The sequence below is a fragment of the Pseudomonas sp. FSL L8-0168 genome (assembly GCF_037976155.1).
GTDB classification, from domain to species: Bacteria; Pseudomonadota; Gammaproteobacteria; order Pseudomonadales; family Pseudomonadaceae; genus Aquipseudomonas; species Aquipseudomonas paracarnis.
This window is the reverse complement of the sequence record NZ_CP150262.1, coordinates 506,519-531,295: the sequence shown is the minus strand read 5'-3', so window position 1 is coordinate 531,295 and position 24,777 is coordinate 506,519. Positions and strand designations below refer to the sequence as shown.

The 24,777-nt window shown below is 60.5% G+C and carries 24 protein-coding genes; 16 read left to right on the top strand and 8 right to left on the bottom strand.

Going from position 1 to position 24,777, the window contains the following annotated elements:
- Positions 1-3 precede the first annotated feature (3 nt).
- Entirely contained in the window at positions 4-1,215 is a 1,212-nt protein-coding gene (locus tag MHH62_RS02215; protein ID WP_032872382.1) for an MFS transporter, read from the top strand.
- Positions 1,216-1,712: 497 nt separating this feature from the next.
- Here MHH62_RS02215 and MHH62_RS02210 read toward each other — a convergent pair whose 3' ends face one another.
- Positions 1,713-2,027, bottom strand: a complete 315-nt coding sequence (locus tag MHH62_RS02210; protein WP_014718650.1) for a DUF2834 domain-containing protein — start codon at positions 2,025-2,027, stop codon at positions 1,713-1,715.
- Between the two features lie 191 nt (positions 2,028-2,218).
- On the opposite strand from MHH62_RS02210, the gene MHH62_RS02205 reads away from it, so the two are divergent.
- A complete protein-coding gene (locus MHH62_RS02205) occupies positions 2,219-3,928 on the top strand; it encodes an amidase (protein ID WP_198833557.1) in 1,710 nt (569 codons plus the stop codon).
- Positions 3,929-4,089: 161 nt separating this feature from the next.
- Here the strand turns inward: MHH62_RS02205 and MHH62_RS02200 are convergent, their stop codons facing one another.
- Positions 4,090-4,323 (bottom strand): DUF6434 domain-containing protein, encoded by a 234-nt coding sequence (locus MHH62_RS02200; protein ID WP_014718652.1) that lies wholly within the window; start codon positions 4,321-4,323, stop codon positions 4,090-4,092.
- A 154-nt stretch (positions 4,324-4,477) separates the two neighbouring features.
- Here MHH62_RS02200 and MHH62_RS02195 point away from each other — a divergent pair, with 154 nt between their 5' ends.
- Positions 4,478-4,909: a nuclear transport factor 2 family protein gene (locus MHH62_RS02195; RefSeq protein ID WP_014718653.1), complete on the top strand. Its 432-nt coding sequence runs from the start codon at positions 4,478-4,480 to the stop codon at positions 4,907-4,909.
- A 7-nt stretch (positions 4,910-4,916) separates the two neighbouring features.
- On the opposite strand, the gene MHH62_RS02190 is transcribed toward MHH62_RS02195, so the two are convergent.
- Positions 4,917-6,242, bottom strand: a complete 1,326-nt coding sequence (locus MHH62_RS02190; RefSeq protein WP_339232365.1) for a PLP-dependent aminotransferase family protein — start codon at positions 6,240-6,242, stop codon at positions 4,917-4,919.
- A gap of 89 nt (positions 6,243-6,331) precedes the next feature.
- On the opposite strand from MHH62_RS02190, the gene MHH62_RS02185 reads away from it, so the two are divergent.
- The 3 genes from MHH62_RS02185 to yghX are packed head-to-tail and all read left to right on the top strand — an operon-like array spanning position 6,332 to position 8,700.
- On the top strand, positions 6,332-7,222 hold the full coding sequence (locus MHH62_RS02185; RefSeq protein ID WP_003190848.1) for a DMT family transporter: 891 nt from the start codon (positions 6,332-6,334) through the stop codon (positions 7,220-7,222).
- 51 nt (positions 7,223-7,273) lie between these two features.
- Positions 7,274-7,768: a thioesterase gene (locus tag MHH62_RS02180; RefSeq protein ID WP_003190847.1), complete on the top strand. Its 495-nt coding sequence runs from the start codon at positions 7,274-7,276 to the stop codon at positions 7,766-7,768.
- 44 nt (positions 7,769-7,812) lie between these two features.
- On the top strand, positions 7,813-8,700 hold the full coding sequence (gene yghX / locus MHH62_RS02175; RefSeq protein WP_339232363.1) for a YghX family hydrolase: 888 nt from the start codon (positions 7,813-7,815) through the stop codon (positions 8,698-8,700).
- A gap of 153 nt (positions 8,701-8,853) precedes the next feature.
- Here the strand turns inward: yghX and MHH62_RS02170 are convergent, their stop codons facing one another.
- A complete protein-coding gene (locus MHH62_RS02170) occupies positions 8,854-9,726 on the bottom strand; it encodes a LysR family transcriptional regulator (protein ID WP_014718657.1) in 873 nt (290 codons plus the stop codon).
- 129 nt (positions 9,727-9,855) lie between these two features.
- Between MHH62_RS02170 and ampC the strand changes: the two genes are divergently transcribed.
- The 3 genes from ampC (at position 9,856) to MHH62_RS02155 (ending at position 12,196) form a co-directional block, all read left to right on the top strand.
- On the top strand, positions 9,856-10,998 hold the full coding sequence (gene ampC / locus MHH62_RS02165) for a class C beta-lactamase (RefSeq protein WP_014718658.1): 1,143 nt from the start codon (positions 9,856-9,858) through the stop codon (positions 10,996-10,998).
- 113 nt (positions 10,999-11,111) lie between these two features.
- On the top strand, positions 11,112-11,675 hold the full coding sequence (gene pnuC, locus MHH62_RS02160) for a nicotinamide riboside transporter PnuC (RefSeq protein WP_339232360.1): 564 nt from the start codon (positions 11,112-11,114) through the stop codon (positions 11,673-11,675).
- Entirely contained in the window at positions 11,672-12,196 is a 525-nt protein-coding gene (locus MHH62_RS02155; protein ID WP_014718660.1) for an AAA family ATPase, read from the top strand. Before pnuC ends, MHH62_RS02155 begins: the two co-directional genes overlap by 4 nt.
- Before the next feature lie 122 nt (positions 12,197-12,318).
- On the opposite strand, the gene ggt is transcribed toward MHH62_RS02155, so the two are convergent.
- Positions 12,319-14,043 carry a gamma-glutamyltransferase gene (gene ggt / locus MHH62_RS02150; RefSeq protein WP_339232359.1) on the bottom strand — a complete coding sequence of 575 codons (1,725 nt, stop codon included), beginning with the start codon at positions 14,041-14,043 and terminating at the stop codon, positions 12,319-12,321.
- Positions 14,044-14,304: 261 nt separating this feature from the next.
- On the opposite strand from ggt, the gene MHH62_RS02145 reads away from it, so the two are divergent.
- On the top strand, positions 14,305-16,392 hold the full coding sequence (locus tag MHH62_RS02145; RefSeq protein ID WP_339232357.1) for a M10 family metallopeptidase C-terminal domain-containing protein: 2,088 nt from the start codon (positions 14,305-14,307) through the stop codon (positions 16,390-16,392).
- 84 nt (positions 16,393-16,476) lie between these two features.
- Positions 16,477-17,622 carry a PatB family C-S lyase gene (locus MHH62_RS02140; protein WP_282399182.1) on the top strand — a complete coding sequence of 382 codons (1,146 nt, stop codon included), beginning with the start codon at positions 16,477-16,479 and terminating at the stop codon, positions 17,620-17,622.
- 57 nt (positions 17,623-17,679) lie between these two features.
- Here MHH62_RS02140 and MHH62_RS02135 read toward each other — a convergent pair whose 3' ends face one another.
- A complete protein-coding gene (locus MHH62_RS02135; protein ID WP_003173733.1) occupies positions 17,680-17,895 on the bottom strand; it encodes a TOBE domain-containing protein in 216 nt (71 codons plus the stop codon).
- Positions 17,896-18,229: 334 nt separating this feature from the next.
- Here MHH62_RS02135 and MHH62_RS02130 point away from each other — a divergent pair, with 334 nt between their 5' ends.
- From MHH62_RS02130 to MHH62_RS02110, 5 genes are all read left to right on the top strand, one after another.
- Positions 18,230-19,480, top strand: a complete 1,251-nt coding sequence (locus MHH62_RS02130) for a ribonucleotide-diphosphate reductase subunit beta (protein WP_339232355.1) — start codon at positions 18,230-18,232, stop codon at positions 19,478-19,480.
- A gap of 146 nt (positions 19,481-19,626) precedes the next feature.
- Positions 19,627-20,115 carry a DUF1289 domain-containing protein gene (locus tag MHH62_RS02125; protein ID WP_014718664.1) on the top strand — a complete coding sequence of 163 codons (489 nt, stop codon included), beginning with the start codon at positions 19,627-19,629 and terminating at the stop codon, positions 20,113-20,115.
- A gap of 285 nt (positions 20,116-20,400) precedes the next feature.
- A complete protein-coding gene (locus MHH62_RS02120) occupies positions 20,401-21,321 on the top strand; it encodes a class I SAM-dependent methyltransferase (protein WP_200600359.1) in 921 nt (306 codons plus the stop codon).
- Between the two features lie 148 nt (positions 21,322-21,469).
- Positions 21,470-22,186 carry a CDP-alcohol phosphatidyltransferase family protein gene (locus tag MHH62_RS02115; protein ID WP_014718666.1) on the top strand — a complete coding sequence of 239 codons (717 nt, stop codon included), beginning with the start codon at positions 21,470-21,472 and terminating at the stop codon, positions 22,184-22,186.
- Positions 22,187-22,295: 109 nt separating this feature from the next.
- Positions 22,296-23,075, top strand: a complete 780-nt coding sequence (locus tag MHH62_RS02110) for a TSUP family transporter (protein ID WP_003191011.1) — start codon at positions 22,296-22,298, stop codon at positions 23,073-23,075.
- On the opposite strand, the gene nudC is transcribed toward MHH62_RS02110, so the two are convergent.
- Positions 23,043-23,876, bottom strand: a complete 834-nt coding sequence (gene nudC / locus MHH62_RS02105; protein ID WP_019816887.1) for an NAD(+) diphosphatase — start codon at positions 23,874-23,876, stop codon at positions 23,043-23,045. The two genes, MHH62_RS02110 and nudC, sit on opposite strands and share 33 nt — an antisense overlap.
- A gap of 5 nt (positions 23,877-23,881) precedes the next feature.
- Complete coding sequence (locus MHH62_RS02100; protein ID WP_339232350.1) at positions 23,882-24,694, bottom strand: crotonase/enoyl-CoA hydratase family protein; 813 nt, start codon at positions 24,692-24,694, stop codon at positions 23,882-23,884.
- Positions 24,695-24,777: the final 83 nt, after the last annotated feature.

Genomic DNA, 24,777 nt, shown 5'->3' with positions numbered 1-24,777 from the left:
CGCATGTCCACAGTCACAGCGTCACCCGCCGCACCTTCGACCAGCTCGCAAGTAAGCCCCTTAGTCATGCGCGTCCTGGGCGCCTGTGCCCTGGCGCACCTGATCAATGACTTGATCCAGGCGGTACTGCCGTCGATCTACCCGATGCTCAAGGCCAACTACGGCCTGAGCTTTACCCAGGTCGGCCTGATCACCCTGACCTTCCAGTTGACCGCCTCCCTGCTGCAACCGTGGATCGGCTACCACACCGACCGCCACCCCAAACCCTGGCTATTGCCGGCGGGCATGGTGTGCACCTTGATCGGCATCTTGATGCTGGCCTTTGTCGGCAACTTCCCAGCGATATTGCTCGCGGCAGCGCTGGTAGGTGTGGGCTCATCGACCTTCCACCCGGAAACCTCCCGCGTCGCACGCCTGGCTTCCGGTGGGCGCTACGGCCTGGCGCAATCGACCTTCCAGGTCGGCGGCAACACCGGCAGCGCTTTCGGCCCGTTGCTGGCGGCGGCGATCATCATTCCCTACGGCCAAAGCCACATTGCCTGGTTCGGCCTGTTTGCGGTGTTCGCCATCCTGGTGCTGTACGGCTTGAGCCGCTGGTACCGCCACCACCTCAACCTGTTCAAGCTCAAGCAAGGCAGCCAGGCCACCCACGGTTTGTCCAAAGGCCGCGTGACCTTCGCCCTGGTGGTATTGGCTGTGCTGGTGTTTTCGAAATACTGGTACATGACCAGCCTGACCAGTTACTTCACGTTCTACCTGATCGAAAAATTCCAGCTGTCGGTAGCCAGCTCGCAGATGTACCTGTTCCTGTTCCTCGGCGCAGTGGCCGTGGGCACCTTTGCCGGTGGCCCGATCGGCGACAAGATCGGCCGCAAGAAAGTCATCTGGTTCTCGATCCTCGGCGCCGCACCGTTCACCCTGGCCCTGCCCTACGTCGACCTGTTCTGGACCGCCGTACTCAGCGTGGTCATCGGCTTTATCATCGCCTCGGCGTTCTCGGCCATCGTGGTGTTTGCCCAGGAACTGGTGCCGGGCAATGTGGGCATGATCGCCGGGATATTCTTCGGCCTGATGTTCGGCTTCAGCGGGATCGGCGCGGCGCTGCTCGGGATGCTCGCTGATCATCACGGCATCGAATACGTGTACAAGCTGTGCTCGTTCCTGCCGCTGGTGGGCATCCTCACGGTACTGTTGCCGTCGACCAAAGGCGTTTGATCGATCACGTCGCCCCATAGCCGTAGTTATCTACAACTTTGGGGCGACGCGGGACCTGTGGCGAGGGAGCTTGCTCCCGTGACGGCCTGCCAGCCGACGCATATTTATCTGACACCACTAGATCCAAATGTGGGAGCTGGCTTGCCTGCGATGGCGGCCTGCTAGCCGAAGCCTATCTACCTGACACCCCCACGATCCAGATGTGAGTGGCTTGCGTGCGATGACCATAGGTATCGACACAATTCCGTAGCGCTCAACGGTAACCACGATGCGAAGCGAGCCGCTCTTGATCTGCTATGGATATGTCCACAATCCAACTGTGTTGACTGCCAGGCCGCCTTCGCGAGCAAGCCCGCTCCCACAGTGGGATCGCGGTGCTTCAGGTATAGAAGCGTCAACTGTCAGGCCGCCATCGCAGGCAAGCCAGCTCACACTTTGGATCGTCGTGTGTCAGTCAGATCAGCGTCGCTGGCAGGTCGTCACGGGAGCAACAAGCCTCACTTCATGGCCCGGCGAGAAAACCCATTAACCACGATATAGAGCAGCGGCCCTACCGACACAAACACTGCCGTCAGTAAAAAATACGGCAGCACTGAGGCCATCGACCGCCCTCGCCCACGCGCATCCCGGTACATCCACACACACGCCAGCACCGCCATCAGATACAGGTCAATCACCACCTGTGCCGTATCGGGTCTGGACATCAGTTCCCATCCAAATGCCAGCAGTGATTGCTCGGCCGTGAGCATGGTCGCCACGGTATAGACGGTAAATCCCAGCAAGGCCGCCAGGGCGATATAAGGTTTTTGCATGGTCTCTTCCTTGAAGTGCAACGTTAATCAACGCGGCCACCTTAGCGACAAGAGACTGCCGCTCGCAATGTTGCTGACGTCTTTCTCGAGATGTCCTGCGCGCCGCCCACACGAAGTATGCCGCGCTGGTTTTGTGAAATATCTGTACGTAGACTGCCGCCATACCCCCACTTGAAGGCGGCGAAAAAAACGTGATGCAAGTTACTGAAGTCTCCATTGCCCAATTGCGCGCTGCGCTTGAAGCCGGCCAGACCACGGCAGTTGAACTGGTGCAGGCGTACCTGGCGCGGATCGATGCCTACGATGGCCCGCAGACGGCCACTGCACTGAACGCCGTGGTGGTACGCAACCCCGATGCGCTCAAAGAAGCCCAGGCGTCTGATGCACGCCGCGCCAAGGGGCAAACCCTGGGGCCACTGGATGGTATCCCCTACACGGCCAAGGACAGTTACCTGGTCAAGGGGTTGACGGCTGCATCCGGCAGCCCGGCGTTTGCCAAGCTGGTGGCCCAGCGCGATGCCTTCACCATTGAGCGTCTGCGTGCCGGTGGCGCTATCTGCCTGGGCAAGACCAACATGCCGCCGATGGCCAATGGCGGTATGCAGCGTGGCGTGTACGGTCGCGCCGAAAGCCCCTACAACGCCGACTACCTCACCGCGCCGTTTGCGTCGGGTTCCTCCAACGGTGCCGGCACCGCCACCGCCGCCAGCTTTGCCGCGTTCGGGCTGGCTGAAGAAACCTGGTCCAGCGGTCGCGGCCCGGCCTCCAACAATGGCCTGTGTGCCTACACGCCTTCACGCGGGGTGATTTCCGTGCGCGGCAACTGGCCGCTGACCCCGACCATGGACGTGGTAGTGCCCTACGCTCGCACCATGGCCGACCTGCTGGAAGTGCTCGACGTCGTGGTGGCCGAAGACCCGGACACACGAGGCGACCTGTGGCGCCTGCAACCCTGGGTGCCAATCCCCAGCGTCACCTCGGTGCGCCCGGAGTCCTACGCGGCGCTGGCAGTCAACAGCGAAAGCCTGGCCGGCAAGCGCTTTGGCGTGCCGCGCATGTACATCAACGCCGACCCGGAGGCTGGCACCAGCGAAAAACCCGGTATCGGCGGCCCGACCGGGCAAAAAATCCACACCCGCGCCACGGTGATTGAACTGTGGCAAGCCACGCGCCAGGCATTGGAAGCGGCGGGTGCCGAAGTGATCGAAGTGGATTTCCCGCTGGTGTCCAACTGCGAAGGCGACCGCCCCGGCGCACCGACGGTGTTTACCCGTGGCCTGGTCTCTAAAGAGTTCCTCCACGACGAACTGTGGGAACTGTCAGCCTGGGCCTTCGATGACTTCCTGCGCGCCAACGGCGACCCGCACCTGAACCGCCTGGCCGATGTGGACGGGCCGAACATCTTCCCCCACGACCCCGGCACCCTGCCCAACCGTGAAGACGACCTGGCCGCCGGCATGGACGAATACGTGCGCATGGCCCAACGCGGCATCACCTCATGGGACCAGATCAGCACCGTGCCCGATGGCCTGCGCGGCCTGGAGCAAACCCGGCGCCTGGACCTGGAAGACTGGATGGACACCCTGGGGCTTGACGCCGTGCTGTTCCCCACCGTGGCCGACGTAGGACCGGCCGATGCCGATGTGAACGAAGCGTCTGCCGATATCGCCTGGAGCAACGGCGTATGGGTCGCCAACGGCAACCTCGCCATCCGCCACCTGGGCGTACCCACCGTCACCGTGCCGATGGGCGTGATGGCGGACATTGGCATGCCGGTGGGGCTGACCTTCGCCGGGCGTGCCTATGACGATTCGGCGCTGTTGCGCTTTGCCTCGGCGTTCGAAGCCACCGGCAGCAAACGGATGATCCCGCCGCGTACGCCACCGCTGGCGGCTATCTAGCTGGGCTCCTCATTCAAATGCGGGCTTGCTGTGGCGAGCAAGCTTGCTTGCGCTGGGGTGCGTAGCGCCCCAAAAAAGCCGGCTCCAGCTGCGCTGTCGAGCGGGAGCAAGCTCCCTCGCCACAGCAAGCCCGCTCCCACACTTTTTGTTCATATTTCAGTTCAAACACCGTGGTGCGACGACCGAAGAACCTCGTTGCGACGCTGCCACTCCTCCACCACTTCCCCCAAGGTCTTGGGTGCGCCATTACGAATCCACGCCATGAATGGACGGTTGAACTTGAACGCCGGGCCGCACTGCTCAAGCATAAAGCGGCGCACGTTCTGGGTGTTTTTGTAGCTAGGGGTGACGGGTGTAGCACGGGTGATGACGTCGCTGTGCCAGTCAAAATCCATGATGTACCTCGGCTGCGCGGATGGTGATTAACACTCTAGCGCCTCCTCACCTCAAGCTCCTGCAAATTTCACTTTCCTTCCCCCTTGAGAATATTGCATGGTTGTACGACGACATACCTCGTCGTATTTCCCAACAACAATAAGGAAAACCCCCATGCCCAACTTCAAAGTGCTGATCGGATTTCTGTGCCTGTTCTGCGGCTACGTCGCCGCCGCGCCCGGCGCAGCCGAGAAGGATGTAGCCCAGGCAGTCGATCAATTGACCCAAGCCATGCTGCACCTGGACCTCAAGCAGCTTCATGCACTGACGTCCGACAAGCTCACCTACGGCCACTCCAGCGGCAAGGTGCAGAACAAGGCGCAATTCATTGCCGACCTGGAAACCCATACCAGCGCATTCAAAACCCTGGAGATGCAAAACCAGACCATCACCCTCAATGGCGATACCGCCCTGGTGCGCAACCACTTCCACGCCCTGGCAGTGAACAGCGGTGTGGACACACCAACCGATATCGATAACTTCCAGGTCTGGCAAAAACAGCATGGCAAATGGCTGCTGATTGGTCGCCAGGCTTACAAGTACTGAAGATCGCTCACCACGCCACCACCTTGCGCACCTTCACCAGCGCCTCACGCAACGCCGCCATCGGCACCGAACCCAGGGCCAGGCGCAGCGCGTGGGGCACCTGGGCCGAGACCGCGAACGGTTCGGCGGTTGAAACCGAGATGCCCGCCCGCTGCAAGGTCATGGCGACCTGATCGGCGCGGGCGTCTTCCGCCAACGGTAGCCACAGAAAGTAGGATGACGGGTGGCTGATGGTCTTCACACCCCTCAGCACCTGTGCTGCCAACGCCTGGCGGGCCTGGGCATCGGCGCGCTTTTGCGCCTCCAGTTGCGCCACCGTACCGTCGTCGAGCCAGCCCACCGCAATCGCGCTCATCACCCCCGGCACGTTCCAGGTAGTGGCCATGATCGTGCGTTCCAACCCGCTTACCCACGCCATAGGCGCAGCGATAAAGCCCACACGCAACCCGGTGGCAACACTTTTGGACAGCCCGCCGATATACACCGTGCGCTCGGGTGCGAGGGTCGCCAAGGGCGGCGGCGCTTCTTCGGCGAGAAACGCATAGGCGCCATCCTCGATGATCATCAGGTTGTGCTGCCGGGCGACTGCCACCAAACGCTCGCGCTGCGCCAGGCTCATCACCCAGCCCAGCGGGTTATGCAGGGTCGGCATGCTGTACACCGCTCGCACCGGGCGCTGGCGACACAAGCTGTGCAGGTGGTCCAGGTCCGGGCCGCTGGCGGTGACTGGGATGGCGACCAGTTCCAGGTGCAGGGTTTCGGCCAGTACCTTGAACCCCGAATAGGTCAATGCATCCACCGCCACCACATCCCCAGGCTTGAGCAAGGTCATCATGCTCACCGCCAGGCCATGCTGGGCGCCGCTGACGACAAGCACCTGCTCGGCTTGCACCGCCAACCCTCGGTTCAACAAGTGCCGGGCCACGGCGGCGCGCTCGTGCACACGCCCGGCATGGGGCTGGTAGCGCAGCAGCGCCTCCAGATCGCCAGACAGGGCGAGCTGGCGCAACGCCGTGCGCAACAGCTCGGCCTGGCCCGGCAAGGACGGGTAGTTGAAATTCAGATCGAGCACACCCGCCGTAACCGTCATCTGCCCGCTGCCCTGCCCTGGCGGCAACGCGATTTCACGCACGAAGGTGCCGCGCCCGGTTTCGCCGCTGACCAGGCCCATGGCTTCCAACTCGCTGTACACCCGGCTGGCGGTGACCAGTGCCAGGCCATGCTCGGCGGCCAATTGCCGATGGGTAGGCAAGCGCGTGCCGGGCTGCAATTGGCCGCTGCGGATGGCCTCGGCGAAGGTATCGACCAGCGTCTTGTAGCGAGCACGGGGCATAGGGTTGTATCCATGACAATTTTTTGATTGTCTTAATCTTCAATCCTAGGATGCCCAGCACGCAACTGCCATTTTCGGACAGGTCCCCCATGGAACGCACTTCTCCTCTCGGCACTCTGGACAGCAGCACCCAGGGTTGGATCAACGGTTTTATCGGCGTGGTGATTTTCAGCGGCTCGCTGCCAGCCACGCGCCTGGCGGTGATGGAATTCGATCCGGTGTTCCTGACCATGATCCGCGCCACCCTCGCGGCACTATTGGGGTTGTGCCTATTGGGGGTATTCAAGGAAAAACGCCCCACACGCCAGCAATGGGCACCGCTGGTTATCGTCGCGCTTGGCGTGGTGATCGGCTTTCCACTGCTGACGGCCCTGGCCCTGCAGTACGTGACCTCGGCCCACTCCATCGTCTTTATCGGCCTGCTGCCACTGGCTACGGCGGTGTTCGGTGTGCTGCGCGGCGGTGAACGGCCGAGGCCGGTGTTCTGGTTGTTTTCGGTCCTGGGCAGCCTGTTGGTGATGGGATATGCCATTGCTCAAGGCTTGAGCGCCGCACCCGCGGGCGATGTGTTGATGCTGTTGGCCGTGCTGGCATGCGGCCTGGGGTATGCCGAAGGCGCCAAGCTGTCGCGCAACCTGGGCGGCTGGCAGGTGATCTGCTGGGCGCTGGTGGTGTCGCTGCCGGTGGTGGCGCCCTTGAGCCTGTTGTTGGCGCCGTCCACCCTCAGCGGTATCAGCTTGCCGGCATGGCTGAGCCTGGGCTATGTGGCGTTGTTCAGCATGTTGATCGGCTTTGTGTTCTGGTACCGAGGCCTGGCCCAGGGCGGGATTGCCGCGGTCGGCCAGTTGCAGTTGCTGCAACCGTTCTTCGGCCTGGCGCTGGCAGCGGGTTTGCTGCATGAACAGGTCAGCCTGGGCATGGTGCTGGTGACGGTGGCGGTGATCGGCTGCGTGGCCGGGGCGAAGAAGTTTGCTCGCTGACCCCTGGCCTGCTAAATAGAGGCATCGCCCCAAAAATAACAAGGACTCTGCATGCACAGCGCTTCTCTCCAGGACACCACGGCGCCGGACGGCATCTGTTACGGCTGCGGCAGCAGCAACCCCCATGGCCTGCACATCAAGAGCCGCTGGGATGACGATGGCGTGCACGTCATTGCCGAGCACCAACCCGAGGCCAAATACAGCGGCTGGCCGGATCTGGTCTACGGTGGGCTGATCGCCATGCTGGTGGACTGCCATTCCAACTGGACCGCCATGGCCTACCACTACCGCGCCGAACAGCGTGAACCCGGCAGCCTGCCGCGCATCGACTGCGTCACCGGTAATCTGGGGATCAAATTCATCAAACCCACGCCCATGGGGGTGCCCCTGGTCCTGCGGGCTCGGGTCGAAGGCGAAATCGGCCGCAAAAGCCGTGTGGTCTGCGAAGTGTATGCAGGCAGCGTGCTCACCGCCGTCGGCGACTCGGTGTTCGTGCGCGTCGACACCGGGCAACTGGCCGCCGCTGCCCATGGCCGCGAGGTTTGATCCTGGTCTACAGTGACGGCAACCGCTAATCGAGGACTGCACCGATGACTCGTCTGACCGCGAAAGACTTTGCTCCCGAACTGCTGGAACTCTACGACGGCTATGCCCACGGCAAGATCAACCGCCGCGAATTTCTCGACCGCGCCGCGCTGTTCACCCTCGGTGGCCTCACCGCTTCGGCATTGCTCGCGGCCCTGAGCCCCAATTACGCCCTGGCCGAACAGGTGAAATTCACCGACCCGGATATCGTCGCCGACTACATCACCTACCCCTCGCCCAAAGGCAACGGCACCGTGCGCGGCTACTTGGTACGCCCAGCCAAGGCCGCAGGCAAACTGCCAGCCGTGGTGGTGGTGCATGAAAACCGGGGCCTGAACCCTTATATCGAAGACGTCGCCCGACGCCTGGCCAAGTCCGGCTTTATCGCCTTGGCCCCGGACGGCCTGACCTCGGTGGGCGGCTACCCTGGCAATGATGAAAAAGGCGTGGCACTGCAACAGACCGTCGACCCGACCAAACTGATGAACGACTTCTTCGCCGCCATCGAATGGCTGATGCACCACGACAGCAGCACGGGCAAAGTCGGCATCACCGGGTTCTGTTATGGCGGTGGCGTGACCAATGCAGCGGCGGTGGCCTACCCGGAACTGGGCGCGGCAGTGTCTTTCTACGGGCGCCAACCCGACGCCAAGGACGTACCGCGCATCAAGGCGCCGATCCTGTTGCATTTCGGTGAACTGGATACGCGCATCAATGAAGGCTGGCCGGCGTATGAACAGGCATTGAAGGCCGCGGGGACGAGGTATGAGGCGTTTATCTACAAGGGCGCCAACCACGGATTCCATAATGATTCGACACCGCGCTATGACGAAGCAGCGGCGAACCTTGCCTGGGAACGCACCCTGGGATGGTTCCGCCAATACCTCGCCTAGCCAAGCGCTGACGGTGGGAGCGGGCTTGCCCGCGAAGGCAGTGTGTCAGTCGCTGCACCTGTGACTGCACAACCGCTTTCGCAGGCAAGCCAGCTGCCACCTTTGATCTTCATTGCTTTGGGCATTGCGTTCGCTAGACTGATCGGCGTCAGCTCAGGCAACACTCGCCTGTAACCACCCTTTGAACGCCACCATCGCGGGTGTCTCAGCCCGCGACTGCAAGCGCGTCAACCAATAGCTGCCGGTGGTGATCCCCATCTCGAACGGCTGGCGGATCACATCGTTCTCCAATTGCCGCGAAAACATACGAGCTGGCGCCAGTGCCACGCCGGCACCTTGCAGCGCGGCCTCCATCATTGCCAGCGAGGAGTCGAACACCACGCTGCGCGGCACCCGGGTATCGCTGGGCAAACCGGCGGCCTGGAACCACAGGTTCCACTCATCGGCACGGTAGGAACGCAGCAAGGTATGCTTCAACACGTCAGCCGGGCTGCGCAGTTGTTCGGCAATCTGCGGCACGCACAACACCGTCAACGGTGCCTCAAGCAAAGGGCACGCATCGGTGCCGTGCCACGCGCCGGCGCCAAAGCGGATGGCATAATCCAGGCCCTCGGCGGCGACATCCACGCGGTTGTTGTGGGTGGACAAGCGCAAGTCGATCAACGGGTAGCGGCTATGAAAATCCGCCAGGCGTGGCAGCAACCAGCCCACCGCAAAGGTACCGACCGCCCCCACCGTCAGGACTTCACGGTAATGGCCGCCTTCAAACTGATCCAAGGTCAGGGCGATACGGTCGAAGGCGTCACGCAGCACGGGCAGCAGGGATTCGCCTTCGCTGGTGAGCATCAAGCCCCGAGGCAGGCGCTTGAACAGCGTGACGTTGAGTTGCGCTTCGAGACTTTTGACCTGATGACTGACTGCCGCTTGGGTCACGCACAGCTCAATGGCCGCACGGGTAAAGCTCAAATGACGCGCCGACGCTTCGAAGGCGCGCAAGGCATTGAGCGGCAGGTGGGAACGCAGCATGACATGACCCAAATTTTTCTAATGGCTGGTGCGAGATATCATCGTTTGCCCACGTCGGGAAATCCACCTACATTTGCCACGCCTGCGCAGGCCACCATCGCCACTGCCTTATTTACATGGAAGCGAACCATGAAACACACCCTGAAAAAATATGCGGTTTCAGCCCTGTTGCTGGGCGCCGGCAGCTGCATGGCCGCCACCGACATGCGCCAGGTCGTGGACAGCCACGTCACCCCTCTGATGAAACAGCAAGGCATCCCGGGCCTGACGGTCGCGGTCGTCCAGCACGGCAAAGTGCAATACTTTAACTACGGCGTCGCCGCCAAAGACACCCAGGCACCCGTCACTGAAAACACCCTGTTCGAAATCGGCTCAGTGAGCAAAACCTTCAACGCCACCCTCGGCGGGTATGCCCAGGCCATCGGCAAGCTCAAGCTGTCGGACATGACCAGCCAACATCTGCCCGTTTTGGCTGGCAGCGCGTTCGATCGCATCAGCCTGCTGCAACTGGCCACCTATACCGCCGGCGGCCTGACGCTGCAGTTTCCGGATGCCGCCGACAGTGCAACCACCATGATGGATTATTTCCGGCAGTGGAAACCCACTTACGCACCGGGGGAACAACGCCTGTATTCCAACCCCAGCATTGGCCTGTTCGGTTACGTGACCGCAAAAAGCCTGGGCCAGCCGTTCACCGTCGCCATGGAAAAAACCCTGCTGCCCAAGCTGGGCTTGACCAATACCTACACTCGCGTCCCCGCCGACAAGGCCGGCCAGTACGCCCAGGGCTATGACAGCCAGCAGAAGCCGGTACGTGTCAACCCCGGCGCCCTGGACTTCGAAGCCTATGGCCTCAAGAGCAGCAGCCAGGACCTGGCCCGCTACGTGATCGCGAACATGCACCCGCAAACCCTGGAGCAACCGGTGCAGCAGGCCCTTGCCACCACTCACGCCGGCTACTACACCGTCAACGGCATGACCCAGGGCCTGGGCTGGGAACGCTACCCCTACCCCATCGCCCTGCAAGCGTTGCTTGACGGCAACTCCACACCGATGGCGATGGAGCCGCACAAGGTTAACTGGCTCAAACCCGCCCAGCCGCAGCCCGCCAACGTGCTCTACAACAAAACCGGCTCCACCGGCGGCTTTGGCGCTTATGTGGCGTATGTACCCAGCAAGGACATGGGTGTGGTAATCCTCGCCAACAAGAACTACCCGAATGCCGAACGGGTGAAAGTGGCTTATGCGATCTTGAGTGCAATGGATAACTGAAGCCGGTATACCCCGATGGGCGGGGGCTTGCCTTAGTGTCGGTGGTGCACGTTTGAAGATCGCTGGGCTCTAGGTACAATCACCGCCCTCTCCCACTCCCCCAAGGATCCGCCATGTCCGGGCTTGAACTGTTTGCCGCCGCCCTGGGGGTGATCGCCGTTTGGCTGACGGTCAAACAAAACCCCTGGTGCTGGCCCATCGGCCTGGTGATGGTGTTGCTCTACACCTGGGTTTTCTTTGAGGTCAAGCTCTACTCCGACATGCTCCTGCAATTGGTCTATGCGGCCTTGCAGGTCTACGGCTGGTGGCAGTGGACCCGCGCCGGCGAGGTCAAGCAGGGCCGCCAGGTCACTAGCCTGGGCGTGCCGGCGATCATGGCCAGCCTGGCTGTTGGCGCCGTCGGCAGCCTGTTGCTGGGTGCCGCCATGGCCCACTGGACCGACGCCGCCCAGCCCTGGCTGGACGCCGCGCTCACCGGTTTCAGCCTGGTGGCGCAGATGTGGATGGCGCAAAAACGCGTGCAGTGCTGGGCATTATGGATCGTGGTCGATGTGATCTTCGTCGGCCTGTTCCTTTACAAAGACCTCTACCTCACCGCCGCGCTCTACGCGCTGTTTACCGTGATTGCCGTGCAAGGTTGGCGCGAGTGGCGCGCCGACCCGGCGTTGCGCACATGAAAGTGGTGGTATTGGCGGGCCCCGAATCCAGCGGCAAGAGCTGGCTGGCGGCGCAGTTGCACGCGCACTTCGGCGGGTTGATGGTGGGGGAATATGTGCGGTACTTCATCGATCAGCATCAGCGCGACACCACCCTGGCGGATATCCCGGCCATCGCCGAAGGCCAGTTGGCTTGGGAGGATGCCGCCCGCGCCAAATGCCCCGCGTTGCTGATCCTCGACACCCACCTGCTGACCAACAAACTCTGGAGCCAGACCCTGTTCGGCGATTACCCCGGCTGGCTTGATGACGAACTCCTGGCGCGGCATTACGACCTGCACCTGCTGCTCTCCCCCGAAGACGTGGAATGGAGTGCCGACGGCCAGCGCTGCCAGCCGGAACTGGCGGATCGCCGGGCGTTTTTTCAGGCCAGCCTGGAGTGGATGCAGGAGCATCGACAGCCACGGGTGGTGATTGGTGGAGACTGGGAACAACGGCGCCAGGCGGCATTTGCCGCAGTAACCCAGCTGCTCAAGCCCTGACACACTGCCCCCTGTGGGAGCGGGCTTGCTCGCGAATGCTCTGTATCAGCTAGCACATGCATAGACTGACCCACCGCTTTCGCGGGCAAGCCCGCTCCCACATTTTTTTACCGTACCAGGCTTCAGTAGCCCAACGACAACCCCGTATTGCGTCGCGGGTCATTGGCCCCATAGAAGCGGTTGTTACCCACCGGCTTGCCATCCAGAGAAGGCGCACCGACCAGGATCGCGGCCAAATGGTTGGCATCTTGGGGACCTGCAAACTTATGGCCCCAGCTCTCGAGAATCTTCTGGGTATCCGGGCTCACGGCAAACGTCTCAAGGTTGGTGGTCTCAGGCATCCACTGCTGGTGGAAACGCGGCGCGTCCACGGCTTCCTGGATATTCATCTTGTAGTCGATGACATTCAGGATGGTCAGCAAAGTCGCAGTGATGATGCGACTGCCCCCCGGTGTACCGACCACCATCACCGCCTTGCCGTCCTTGGTGACGATGGTCGGGCTCATCGACGACAGCGGCGCCTTGCCCGGTGCGATGGCGTTGGCTTCGCCCTGCACCAGCCCATACATATTCGGTACGCCGACCTTGACGGTGAAGTCGTCCATTTCATCGTTGAGGATCACCCCGGTCTTGCTCGCCATCACCCCGGCGCCAAACCAGTCGTTGAGGGTATAGGTCACCGAGACCGCGTTGCCCCATTGGTCGACGATGGAATAGTGGGTGGTGTTATTGCCTTCATGGGGCGATACACCTGGCTTGATCGCCTGGGAGTCACCGGCCTTCTGCGGTTCGATCGCCGCGCGCAGCTTGGCCGCGTAGTTTTTGTCCAGCAGGTGCTCAATGGGGTTCTTCACGAAGTCCGGGTCGCCGAGATAGCTGTTGCGGTCCACGTAGGCGTGGCGCATCGCTTCGATCTGGTAGTGCAGGCCCTGGGCCGAGTGATAGCCCAGATCGGCCATCGGGTAGCCTTCGAGGATATTCATGATCTGGCAGATCACCACACCGCCCGAGCTGGGTGGCGGCGCCGAGACCACATGGTAGCCACGGTAGTCGCACTCGATGGGGGCCAGTTCGCGGGTTTTGTAGGCGTCGAGGTCAGCCTGGGTGATGATGCCTTTGCCGGCCTGGCTGGAATCCACCACCGCCTTGGCGACCCAGCCTTTATAGAAACCGTCGGTGCCCTTGGCCGAGATTTCCTTGAGGGTCTTGGCCAGGTCCTTCTGCACCAGCTTCTGGCCTACCTGCATCGGCTCGCCGTTATGCAGGAAGATGCCACGCATATCCTGGTCTTTTTCGAACTCACCGGTGGCGGTGTGCAACAGGTCGATATCGCCCTGCTCCAGGTCAAAGCCGTTTTCCGCCAGCTTGATCGCCGGGGCAATCACTTGGGCGCGCTTGAGGGTGCCGTATTTGCTCAGGGCCAGTTCCATGCCGGACACCGTGCCCGGTACGCCGACCGCCAAATGGCCTTTGGCGCTGAGGCCTTCGACCACATTGCCGGCCTTGTCGAGGTACATGTCAGCCGTCGCCGCCAACGGGGCTTTTTCGCGGAAGTCGAGGAAGGTCTTGCGCCCGTCCGCCAGTTGCACGGTCATGAAGCCACCGCCGCCCAGATTGCCCGCCGCCGGGTACACCACCGCCAGCGCATAACCTACCGCCACCGCCGCATCGACCGCGTTGCCGCCGGCCTTGAGCACATCGACACCCACATGGGTTGCCAGGTGCTGGGCCGTGACCACCATGCCATTTTCACCCGCAACCGGGGCCTGGGAAGCTGCATGCACCCCGTTGATCGTTACTACCAGCGCGGTAGCAATCAAGGTGCGACTCAAGGGTTGGTATTTCATCCATGGCTACTCTGATTATTGAGATGCACCAAAATAGCCCTCGCCTGACTAAATCCCCAGCGCGATGGCGCTTTTGACACAGAACTTGTCGGTCATGGGACACACTCGCCCTATTGGCCGCTATTTCACAGGCATGCAGCTTGAACACGCCAACATACTGCAATACAGAGTCAGTTTTCATCTAGCCATTGAATTAGGTACTTTGCGTCTGCCACCCCTATGTAAACACTCCCACTATTAACATTACATTGAGAAACAATCATGTCAGCGATCCCGCGCGTTCGGCCTAACTTTCTTCGCGACCACTCTGAATATTCAGCGCCACCCGCGCAACTTCAGTCGACTGCAAACAACTCAGTTGCCTCTTCACTTTCAGATAAAGTCGCAAAAAACCTGACGCGAAATAATTACAAAATCAAAGACAAAAATAACGACGGCAAAATTGACGTTTCCTACAAATTCTTCAACTCGAATGACCCCGACACGAATTGGCTCAAGAATGGGGGGGCCCTCGAGCTCAGCGAGGCCAGAAAAAAAGCCTTCAGAAGTTCAATGCAGGCCTGGGAGGATGTGGTAAAAGTCAAGTTTACCGAGCATGCCAAGAATACGGATGCTTCCTTTGTGCTTCACGCCAACAGCGGTGTAGGGGGCTATGCGGTCTACCCAAATGATCAAGGGAGTCTTCAGAACATAGGCATTGGTACAGGAGATAGCAGATTCCCCTTGAACGCTTCAATGATTCACGAACTGGGCCATGGTTTGGGGCTTCAACATCCGGAAGGTAACTATCCGGAGAATAGCAAAACCCATACTGCCATGAGCTATAACACACCTTGGTACCGTCCGGCGACCAATGGCGTCAGCGTCTCTGACGCCACCTCAACGCCAATGATGCATGATATCGAAGCGATTCAGCGTCTCTACGAACCCAACTATGAAACTCGTAAAGGCGATACAACTTACGGATTCAACTCAAACTCAGAACGCGACTACTACAGTTTAAAGTCTTCCGATGACATGGTAGCTTTTTGTATCTGGGATGGCGGTGGCAATGACACACTGGATTTCTCCGAATATAAACAGAACCAGAGAATTAACCTTAATGCCCAGGCACTCTCGGACGTGGGCGGCCGGCGCGGTAATGTGTCCATTGCCAAAGGCGTCGTTATGGAAAATGCCATTGGCGGCTCAGGAAATGACGTACTGATCGGCAATCAGGCCAACAATCATATAACCGGGGGAGCCGGGGCCGACAACCTCACAGGAGGTGGTGGTGAAGATACATTTGTATACAGCAAAGCCAGCGACACCTCTGCCAGCAAACCGGACACCATCACTGACTTCACCAGCGGCGTCGATAAAATTGACCTAGTTAACGTCCTTAAAGAGGCCGGCATCCGCCAGCCAGACATAGTCAGCAAATTGACCGGCCGTAAAGGTGAACTGGTATTGGCGTACGATGACACTATCAAGATGTACACGTTAACGCTGGACGTGAGCGGAGGTACCACGTCTGCGTTTAAGATTTTGAGTAAACATCCCATAAAGTCCGAAGACCTTATTACGTCTGCCGATACAGCGCCAACGCCACAGCCCAAGCCTGACCCTACCCCAGCACCCGAGCCGCAGCCAACCCCGCGCCCGACACCTGAGCCAAAGCCCCAACCATGTCCCAAGCCTGCGCCTCAGCCTGAAAGCAGCCCTACCGATACCGTCTATGGATTCAACTCCAACAGCGGCAAAGCAGGTACGTCTCTTACGTCACCTTGCGATAAGCCGCACTTTACTGTCGCAGACAAAGCAGGCAACGACACGTTTGACTTCTCTGCCTTCTGCCAAAACCAGCGAATTGATCTCACGCCCGGCGCAAGCTCGGATATCGGGGGCCTGAAGGGCAATATCAGTATCGCAACTGACACCGTCATCGAGAATGCAATTGGCGGTAATGGCGCTGACCGTATTACCGGCAATAGCGCTGACAACGTACTGGTGGGTGCCGCCGGGGCCGACAAATTGATGGGCAACGGCGGTTTCAACACGTTCAAGTACCGCGCCGCCGCCGACTCGCTCCGTGATAGCGCCGACCTGCTAGTGGATTTCACTACAGGCAAAGACACAATCGACCTGAGCGAAATGAGCGCAAAAGAAGGTGTCACCCTTAACTATGTCAGCCAGTACAGCGGCCGGGCTGGCGACACTATCCTCGTGCGAAACCCTGCCACTAACAGGTACTTTCTGGGTATTGATCTGACCGGGGATCGCAACACCGACTTCTTGATCAAAAGCACCCGGCCAATCAGCAGTGAGGATGTGATCGGCCTTAATTTGCCGGTAGGCACCTATCTCTGAAGGCGTGAGCAACATCGTGCATTAAAGCAAATGACGCTAGAATCGGCGCCATTCTTTTACCGCCGCCCTGATACGAGCCTGTCCATGAGCTTTGATTTCGAAACCATCCACCCACGCTTCGATACCGGCAGTACCAAGTGGAGCCGTTACCCGAAAGATGTTCTGCCGATGTGGATCGCTGACATGGACATCGCCGCGCCGCCCGCCATCTTGCAAGCCCTGCACGCGCGGCTCGACCAGCAGATTCTCGGCTACAGCGTGGCCGGCCCGGACGTGCGCGACGCCATCGTCGCTGACCTGTGGGCCAAGTACGCCTGGCGCGTACAGCCCGAAGAACTGCTGTTCCTGCCTGGCGTCGAGCCTGGCTTCAATATGGCCCTGCACGCCTTCGTCCAGCCTGGCCAGGCGGTGGTGCTGCAAACCCCCAACTATCGGCCGATTCGCCTGGCGCCCGGCAACTGGAACCTGCCACGCATCGAGGTGCCGTTCGAGCAAGTCAACGGCGAGTTCTTCACGCCCCTGCCCGCGATGCGCCAAGCCCTAAACGGGGCCGGAGCCCTGTTGCTGAGCAACCCGCACAACCCCATCGGCAAAGTGTTTCCCCGTGGAGAGCTGATGGCAGTGGCCAATGCCTGCCTGGAAACCGGCGCATTGATCATCAGCGACGAAATCCACGCCGAGCTGTGCTTTGACGGCCGCCGCCACATCCCCACCGCCAGCCTCAGCCCAGAGATTGCCCAGCGCACCATCACGCTGATGTCGGCGAGCAAGGCGTATAACGTGGCCGGCCTGAAGACCTGCTTCGCCGTGATCCAGAACGCCGAGGTGCGCGAGCGTTTCAATCAGGCGCGCTGCGGCATGGTCGACAGCGTCAGCCCTCTGGGCCTGGAAGCCACCCGCGCCGCCTACAGCGAATGCACCGACTGGCTCAGCGCGCTGGTGCAGTACCTGCAAGCCAACCGCGACTACCTGCTTGACGCGGTAAAAACCCGCCTGCCCGGCGTGGTGATGCATGCACCACAGGGCACCTTCCTGGCGTGGCTCGATTGCAGCGCTCTTGGCCTGGATGACCCACAGCAGTTTTTCCTTGAGCAGGCCAAGGTCGGCCTGAGCGCGGGGATCGAATTTGGTGATGACAGCCAACAGTTCGTGCGCCTGAACTTCGGTTGCCCACGATTGATGCTGGAGGAAGGCGTCGAACGCATGGAGATCTGCTTGCAAAACCGCTGACTTCGGTCGCAGTTGCACGGGAAGAGAACGCGCCTCTTCCCGGGCTGTTTTGTCCACTCACAACTTGGCGATGGACACTTCCGTCGATTTCACAAAGGCAATCACTTCGCTGCCCACCTTCAATTCCAGGTCACGCACCGAGCGCGTGGTGATCACCGACGTCACAATGCCCGATGCGGTTTGCACATCGATTTCCGACACCACTTCCCCCAGCAGAATCTCCTTGATCACGCCTTTGAACTGGTTGCGCACGTTGATCGCTTTGATGGTCATGTCGGCTTTCCTTTTGGCTGTTGGGTCAATCCGCACGAATGCGCAGGCCCTCAAAATGCGCTGCCGGATAAAATATTAAAAGGAATAAATACCTATTTATTTATTCGATAATGATATATCGAAAAATTATGTGTCGTGCCCAGCAGCGACCTATGACCGCACATCTTGTGCGTTGACCAACTTTGTTACACCCCATATAGTGTGCCTACAAACAGATCAGACCACTACATAGTGTGCAGCGCCGGTATTTTACCGATCACACTACGCGCAGTATTTCAATGCCTTGTAGCCTGCAAAAACATTTATTTTTCGAGTACCAGGAAGGAGTATTTCCATGCTGAGTTGGGATGAAGTCGACAACGAAGACACCGGTGCAGCGGTGATCAAAGGCGCCAACGCCGGCCACGCCACCGAAGCCAACATGGACCGCCTCGACGGTGCCGGCGCCGCTGCCGCCGTGGAAGCCCGCGCCGTCACCGCCAACGACTCCGCCGCCATCGTGCGCGCCAAGGCCGCCCTGGACAAACTCGACGTCGCCAAAGGCCTCGCCGAGCTGGAAGGTGCCTCCGCCCGCGTCGCCGTTGATGAAAAGCGCATGATCAACTGCCGCGCCGACCTCAACCAACTCGTGCCATTCAAGTACGACTGGGCCTGGCAGAAGTACCTCGACGGCTGCGCCAACCACTGGATGCCGCAAGAGGTCAACATGACCGCCGACATCGCCCTGTGGAAAAACCCCGAAGGCCTGACCGACGACGAGCGCCGCATCGTCATGCGCAACCTGGGCTTCTTCTCCACCGCCGACTCCCTGGTAGCCAACAACCTGGTGCTGGCCGTGTACCGCCTGATCACCAACCCGGAGTGCCGCCAGTACATCCTGCGCCAGGCCTTCGAAGAAGCGATCCACACCCACGCCTACCAGTACTGCATCGAATCGCTGGCCATGGATGAAGGCGAGATCTTCAACATGTACCACGAGATTCCATCGGTGGCCAAAAAGGCCGCCTGGGGCCTGAAGTACACCCGCTCGATCTCCGATCCGAAGTTCGAAACCGGCACCGTCGACACCGACAAGGAACTGCTGCGCAACCTGGTCGCCTACTACTGCGTACTGGAAGGCATCTTCTTCTACTGCGGCTTCACCCAGATCCTGTCCATGGGCCGCCGCAACAAAATGACCGGCGTGGCCGAGCAGTTCCAGTACATCCTGCGCGATGAGTCGATGCACCTGAACTTCGGTATCGACGTGATCAACCAGATCAAAATCGAAAACCCACACCTGTGGGATACCGAGATGAAGGAAGAAGCGACCCAGATGATTCTGCAGGGTACGCAGCTGGAGATCGAATACGCTCGCGACACCATGCCGCGTGGGGTGCTGGGCATGAACGCGGCGATGATGGAGGATTACCTCAAGTTCATCGCGAACCGTCGCCTGTCGCAGATCGGCTTGAAGGAAGAGTACCCAGGCACCACCAACCCGTTCCCGTGGATGAGCGAGATCATGGACTTGAAGAAAGAGAAAAACTTCTTCGAGACCCGTGTGATTGAGTATCAGACTGGCGGCGCGTTGAGCTGGGACTAATCAACACGAACCAAAAAATGTGGGAGCGGGCTTGCCCGCGATAGCGGTGTATCAGTCACGGATGTACCCACTGACACACAGCTATCGCGGGCAAGCCAGCTCCCACATTGGCTATTGTGATCCATAGACTTTGCAAGTAAGCCTTTATGCCCAACCACACCATTAAAACCCCCTGCGTCGGGCTGTGTTCCACCGTCTACGGTGACCTGGTCTGTCGGGGCTGCAAGCGTTATCACCACGAGGTGATCCAGTGGAATGGCTATAACGCCGAGGAAAAACAGGCGGTGTGGCTGCGCCTGGAACAACTGCTGGTGCAGGTGATGGCCAGCAAGCTGGAAGTGTTCGACCCGCACTGCCTGCGACAGCAGCTGGAAGCGCGCAAGATTCGTTTTATGCCGCACCAGTCGCCGTATTGCTGGGCATACCAGTTGATTGCGCGCGGAGCGCGGGTGATTTCCAAGCTGGATGCCTATGGGTTGACGCTGTTACCGGAGTTTCGCGAACGCCACCTGGCGGATTTGCGCGATGCGATAGATCGAGAGTTTTTTCTGCTGTCCGAGGCACATTACGAGCGCTATATCGCCCCGGTTTTCTTGAAAGAGTCATTCGGCCCGGCGCTGATTGCCACGCGCTGACCCAAATCGCAAACACTGCGGGAACGCGGTAAAGCGCTGGACCTGTGGCGAGGGAGCTTGCTCCCGTAACGGCCCTGACAGCCGACGATGATCCAACTCACGCTCCGCGATCCAAAGTAGATAAGCGTCGACTATCAGGCCGTCATCGCAGGCAAGCCAGCTCCCACAGTTGGATGCCGGGGCTTCAGGTAGATAGGGGTCGGCTGTCAGGCCGCCTTCACAGGCAAGCCAGTTCCCACACAATTGTGTTTAAAATGCCGCCCGCCCGATGACTGACGCTTAACGATGAACCCAGACGCACTCTCTACCCTGCACGCCCACTTGCTCACTGCCCTGGCTGACGCGCCCGCGGAAACCCGGCGCCTGTTCCATGGCCGTGGCCGCTGCTGGCCGGGCCTGGAACAACTGACGGTGGACTGGCTGCAAGGGGTGGTGCTGGTGGCGTTGTTCAAGGAAACCGAGCACCTGCAGGCCCTGAAGCAGACGCTACTGCACATCGACTGGGCCGCTTTCGGCGCGCACACCGTGGCCCTGCAACACCGCTACCTGCCGCAAAGCACCACCGAATGGCTGGTGGGCGACGCCATCGACGAGTTGACCATCACCGAGGGCGGCCTGCGCTACCTGATCGACCTGGGTAAAAAACAGAACAGCGGGCTGTTTCTCGACATGCGTTACGGGCGCAACTGGGTACGTGAGCAAGCACAGGGCCAGCGCGTGCTGAATTTGTTTGCCTATACCTGCGGTTTTTCCGTGGCCGCCATCGAAGGCGGCGCCGACCATGTGGTGAACCTGGATATGGCCCGTGGTGCCCTCAGCCGTGGCCGCGACAACCATCGTTTGAATGGGCACGACCTGAGCCGGGTGAGCTTCCTGGGCCACGACCTGTTCAAGTCCTGGGCCAAGGTGACGAACAACGGTCCTTATGACCTGGTGATCATCGACCCGCCCTCCTTCCAGAAAGGCAGTTTCCTGCTGACCAAGGATTACCAGCGCGTGCTGCGCCGCCTGCCGGACTTGCTCAGTGCCCACGGCACCGTACTGGCATGCATGAACGATCCGGCCTTCGGCGAAGATTTCCTGATCGACGGCGTGACCCGCGAAGCACCGGGCCTGCGGTTTGTACAGCGGCTGGAAAACCCACCGGAATTTCCTGACATTGATCCGCAGAGTGGACTAAAGGCACTGGTGTTCCGTCAGGGCTGATGCCGAAACATCCTACGCTTGCTACGCTAACGGATACGCCGGGCGGTGAACCTTATCCTCCCCTTCCCGGTCGATACCTGCATTCCCTGGCCAGACTCGACGGCGCTACGTCGTCGGCTGCCCCGTTTGACCTTTTGGAGAACCGCCCGTGATATCGACCCTGCATGTAGCCAGACTCAAAGCCTGGGGCGCCCACGGCTTTACCGCCACCGGTGTGGTACTGGCCTTTTTGGCCACCCTGGCGCTGCTGGAAAACTCCCCCAAGGCGTGCCTGCTGTGGCTGGGCCTGGCACTGGTGGTGGATGGCGTCGACGGCTCGCTGGCGCGACGGGTGAATGTCAGCACGGTGCTGCCCAGCTTTGACGGCTCGGTGCTCGACCTGGTGATCGACTACCTCACCTACGTGTTCATTCCTGCCCTGTTTATCTACCGCTACATCGACCTGCCCGAGTTCACCCACCTGTTTGCGGTGTCGGTGATCCTGGTGTCGTCGCTGTTCTGCTTTTGCAATGTGAACATGAAGAGCAAGGACAACTACTTCGTCGGCTTCCCTGCCGCCTGGAACGTCGTTGCCCTGTGCGTCTATATCATCCAGCCGGATGCCTGGGTCACCTTGCTGACCGTGATCGGCCTGGCGCTGTTGACCGTGACGCCGATGAAGTTCCTGCACCCGTTCCGGGTCAAGCGTTTCATGCCGATCAACATCGCGGTGACCACTATCTGGCTGCTGTGCAGCTTCCTGATGGTGGTGGATTACCCGAATACCAACCCTTGGACATTTGGCTTGTGGTCGCTGATGTCGGCGTACTTCCTGGGTATCTGCATCTGGCGCACGGCCGTGGAATGGCTGGGCGCGCACAAATAACCAGGCGGGCCCGGTAAAAGATGTGGGAGAGGCTTGCCACCTCCCACATTTGAGTCACATCGCAGTAAGATGCTGGCCTTCTGCGGCCCTCCAACAATAAGCCCTGCCCATGCCCTTCGAACTCAGCGTAGACCTCACCACCCTGGCCATCCTGGCCGTTGTCGCTTTTATCGCCGGTTTTATCGACGCCATCGCCGGCGGTGGCGGTTTGTTGACCACCCCGGCCCTGCTCACCGCCGGTATGCCGCCGCATCTGGTGCTGGGCACCAACAAGCTCAGCTCCACCTTCGGCTCGGCCACCGCCAGTTTTACCTTCTACCGCCGCAAGCTGTTCCACCCACGCCAATGGGTGCACGCCATTGTCGGTACCTTGATCGGTGCACTGACCGGCGCGGTCGTCGCTCATTACTTGCCTGCCGAAACCCTGAACAAGATGCTCCCGGTGATCGTCTTCGCCTGCGGTGTGTACCTGCTGTTCGGGGGCACGCCCAAGGCGCCACTGGATGCCGAGGCACCGATCAAAAAGAAATGGCAAGCCACCCAGGGCTTTGGCCTGGGCTTTTACGATGGCGTGGCCGGGCCCGGCACGGGGGCGTTCTGGACGGTCAGCACGATGCTGCTGCACCCCATCGATCTGGTGAAGGCCAGCGGCGTGGCGCGCAGCATGAACTTCGTCAGCAACGCCGCGGCGCTGACGGTGTTCATCATCAATGGGTCGGTGGACTGGATCGTCGGCCTGGCGATGGGTGTGTCGGTGATGTGTGGCGCGTTCTTTGGCGCACGCAGCGCGATCAGCGGCGGCGCCAAATTCATCCGCCCAGTGTTTATCACCGTGGTGCTGGGCCTGACCGTGCGCCTAGCCTGGCAGCACTGGTTCAGCGTGGCCTAGGCGGCGGGCCACGTAGAGGTCGATCAGGTAACGCGCAATCGAGCGTGACGCCGGCAACGGCGGCAGCTCGTGGATATTGAACCACTGCGCGTCCTCGATCTCGTCGGCCTGGGGAACGATATCGCCACCGGCGTATTCGGCGTGAAAGCCCAGCATCATCGAGTGAGGGAACGGCCAACATTGGCTGCCCATGTACTGGATGTTCTTGACCTCCAACTGCACCTCTTCGCGCACTTCACGGATCAGGCAGTCTTCGGCGGACTCACCCGGCTCGGCAAAACCGGCCAGGGTGCTGTAGACCCCCGTGACGAAACGCGGCGAGCGCGCCAGCAGGATGTCATCGCCACGGGTCACCAGCACGATCATGCTTGGCGAGATGCGTGGATAGCTGCGCAGGTCGCAGGCCTGGCAATACATCGCCCGCTCCCGCGGCACCTGTACCATCGCCTGGCCGCAACTGCCACAAAAACGGTGCTCCCGCGCCCAGGTGCCGATCTGCGCGGCGTAGCCCAGCACCTTGTACAGGGTGTGATCACCTTGCAGCATAAAGCCGCGCAAGCCTTGCCAACTGCACCCTGGCACATCAGCCGGCGAGTCGAGTTCCAACAGGTACACCGGCTCGCCGTCGAGGTGGCCGATGCCGTGTTCGGCAAACACCGACAGGTCCTGGCGCTTGAGCCATTCGCGCGGGAACAGCGGGCCGTTGGTATCGTGTAAAAAGCCTTCGCGGCTGCGGGCGACGGCCCAGCCGCCGGGGGCGTCGTTGTCCAGCAGCGTTGTGGTAATCCAGCCTGGGGTCATGTCAGTCAATCCACGAATTCGGGTTTCTGCTTACTCATATGGGCCGCGATGGCCACGCGCAGGTCGTTGGATTGCAACATAGCCGAGTTCCAGGTGGCAACGTATTCCAGGCCGTCATTGACTGTGTGGTCACGCATGTAGCTGATCATGGCCTTGGTGCCAGTCACGGCAATCGGCGACTTGGCGGCGATTTGCTGGGCCAGGTCCATGACACCCGCCAGCAGGCTTTGCTGATCGGCAAACACGCGATTGACCAGGCCGATGCTGCGCGCTTCTTCAGCGCCGAATTGACGACCGGTATAGGCCAGTTCACGCAGCATGCCATCGCCGATAATGCGCGGCAGGCGTTGCAAGGTGCCGACGTCAGCGGCCATGCCGATGTCGATTTCCTTGATCGAGAATTGCGCGTCTTCGGCCGCGTAGCGTATGTCGCACGCGCTGATCAGGTCGATGGCACCGCCAATGCAGTAGCCCTGGATCGCCGCCAGCACGGGCTTGCGGCAAGTGTCCACGGCGTTGAACGAAGCTTGCAGCTCGAGAATCTTGCGGCGCAGCAGGCGCGCATTGCGACCCACGTCCTTGCCAAAATCATTGGCGATCGAGGCCAGCATCATCAGGTCGATGCCCGAGGAAAAGTGCTTGCCCGCCCCGCTGAGCACCACGGCACGCACGGCGTCGGTCTCGTCGACCCATTGGAAGATGTCGATGATTTCGGTCCAGAACGCCGCGTTCATGGCGTTGATCTTTTCCGGGCGATTGATCTGCACATGGGCAACGTTGCCACTGAGTTCGACAACGAAGGCTTGGTATTCGGACATGGCAGTGATCCCTGACTGGCGATTGAGAAAGGCCAGACTATATCAAGGGTGCGCCACGGCGCATCGGCCAAAAACGGGACTGG

Excerpts from the sequence above, each read along its gene's own strand:
- MHH62_RS02100 (WP_339232350.1), bottom strand. The coding sequence starts at position 24,694 with ATGTCCGAATACCAAGCCTTCGTTGTCGAACTCAGTGGCAACGTTGCC.
- MHH62_RS02120 (WP_200600359.1), top strand. The coding sequence starts at position 20,401 with ATGAACCCAGACGCACTCTCTACCCTGCACGCCCACTTGCTCACTGCC.
- MHH62_RS02190 (WP_339232365.1), bottom strand. The coding sequence starts at position 6,242 with ATGCCCCGTGCTCGCTACAAGACGCTGGTCGATACCTTCGCCGAGGCC.
- MHH62_RS02125 (WP_014718664.1), top strand. The coding sequence starts at position 19,627 with ATGCCCAACCACACCATTAAAACCCCCTGCGTCGGGCTGTGTTCCACC.
- nudC (WP_019816887.1), bottom strand. The coding sequence starts at position 23,876 with ATGACCCCAGGCTGGATTACCACAACGCTGCTGGACAACGACGCCCCC.
- MHH62_RS02135 (WP_003173733.1), bottom strand. The coding sequence starts at position 17,895 with ATGACCATCAAAGCGATCAACGTGCGCAACCAGTTCAAAGGCGTGATC.
- MHH62_RS02195 (WP_014718653.1), top strand. The coding sequence starts at position 4,478 with ATGCCCAACTTCAAAGTGCTGATCGGATTTCTGTGCCTGTTCTGCGGC.
- yghX (WP_339232363.1), top strand. The coding sequence starts at position 7,813 with ATGACTCGTCTGACCGCGAAAGACTTTGCTCCCGAACTGCTGGAACTC.
- MHH62_RS02145 (WP_339232357.1), top strand. The coding sequence starts at position 14,305 with ATGTCAGCGATCCCGCGCGTTCGGCCTAACTTTCTTCGCGACCACTCT.
- pnuC (WP_339232360.1), top strand. The coding sequence starts at position 11,112 with ATGTCCGGGCTTGAACTGTTTGCCGCCGCCCTGGGGGTGATCGCCGTT.
- MHH62_RS02155 (WP_014718660.1), top strand. The coding sequence starts at position 11,672 with ATGAAAGTGGTGGTATTGGCGGGCCCCGAATCCAGCGGCAAGAGCTGG.
- MHH62_RS02185 (WP_003190848.1), top strand. The coding sequence starts at position 6,332 with ATGGAACGCACTTCTCCTCTCGGCACTCTGGACAGCAGCACCCAGGGT.
- MHH62_RS02170 (WP_014718657.1), bottom strand. The coding sequence starts at position 9,726 with ATGCTGCGTTCCCACCTGCCGCTCAATGCCTTGCGCGCCTTCGAAGCG.
- ggt (WP_339232359.1), bottom strand. The coding sequence starts at position 14,043 with ATGAAATACCAACCCTTGAGTCGCACCTTGATTGCTACCGCGCTGGTA.
- MHH62_RS02140 (WP_282399182.1), top strand. The coding sequence starts at position 16,477 with ATGAGCTTTGATTTCGAAACCATCCACCCACGCTTCGATACCGGCAGT.
- MHH62_RS02180 (WP_003190847.1), top strand. The coding sequence starts at position 7,274 with ATGCACAGCGCTTCTCTCCAGGACACCACGGCGCCGGACGGCATCTGT.
- MHH62_RS02130 (WP_339232355.1), top strand. The coding sequence starts at position 18,230 with ATGCTGAGTTGGGATGAAGTCGACAACGAAGACACCGGTGCAGCGGTG.
- MHH62_RS02215 (WP_032872382.1), top strand. The coding sequence starts at position 4 with ATGTCCACAGTCACAGCGTCACCCGCCGCACCTTCGACCAGCTCGCAA.
- MHH62_RS02200 (WP_014718652.1), bottom strand. The coding sequence starts at position 4,323 with ATGGATTTTGACTGGCACAGCGACGTCATCACCCGTGCTACACCCGTC.
- MHH62_RS02110 (WP_003191011.1), top strand. The coding sequence starts at position 22,296 with ATGCCCTTCGAACTCAGCGTAGACCTCACCACCCTGGCCATCCTGGCC.
- MHH62_RS02210 (WP_014718650.1), bottom strand. The coding sequence starts at position 2,027 with ATGCAAAAACCTTATATCGCCCTGGCGGCCTTGCTGGGATTTACCGTC.
- ampC (WP_014718658.1), top strand. The coding sequence starts at position 9,856 with ATGAAACACACCCTGAAAAAATATGCGGTTTCAGCCCTGTTGCTGGGC.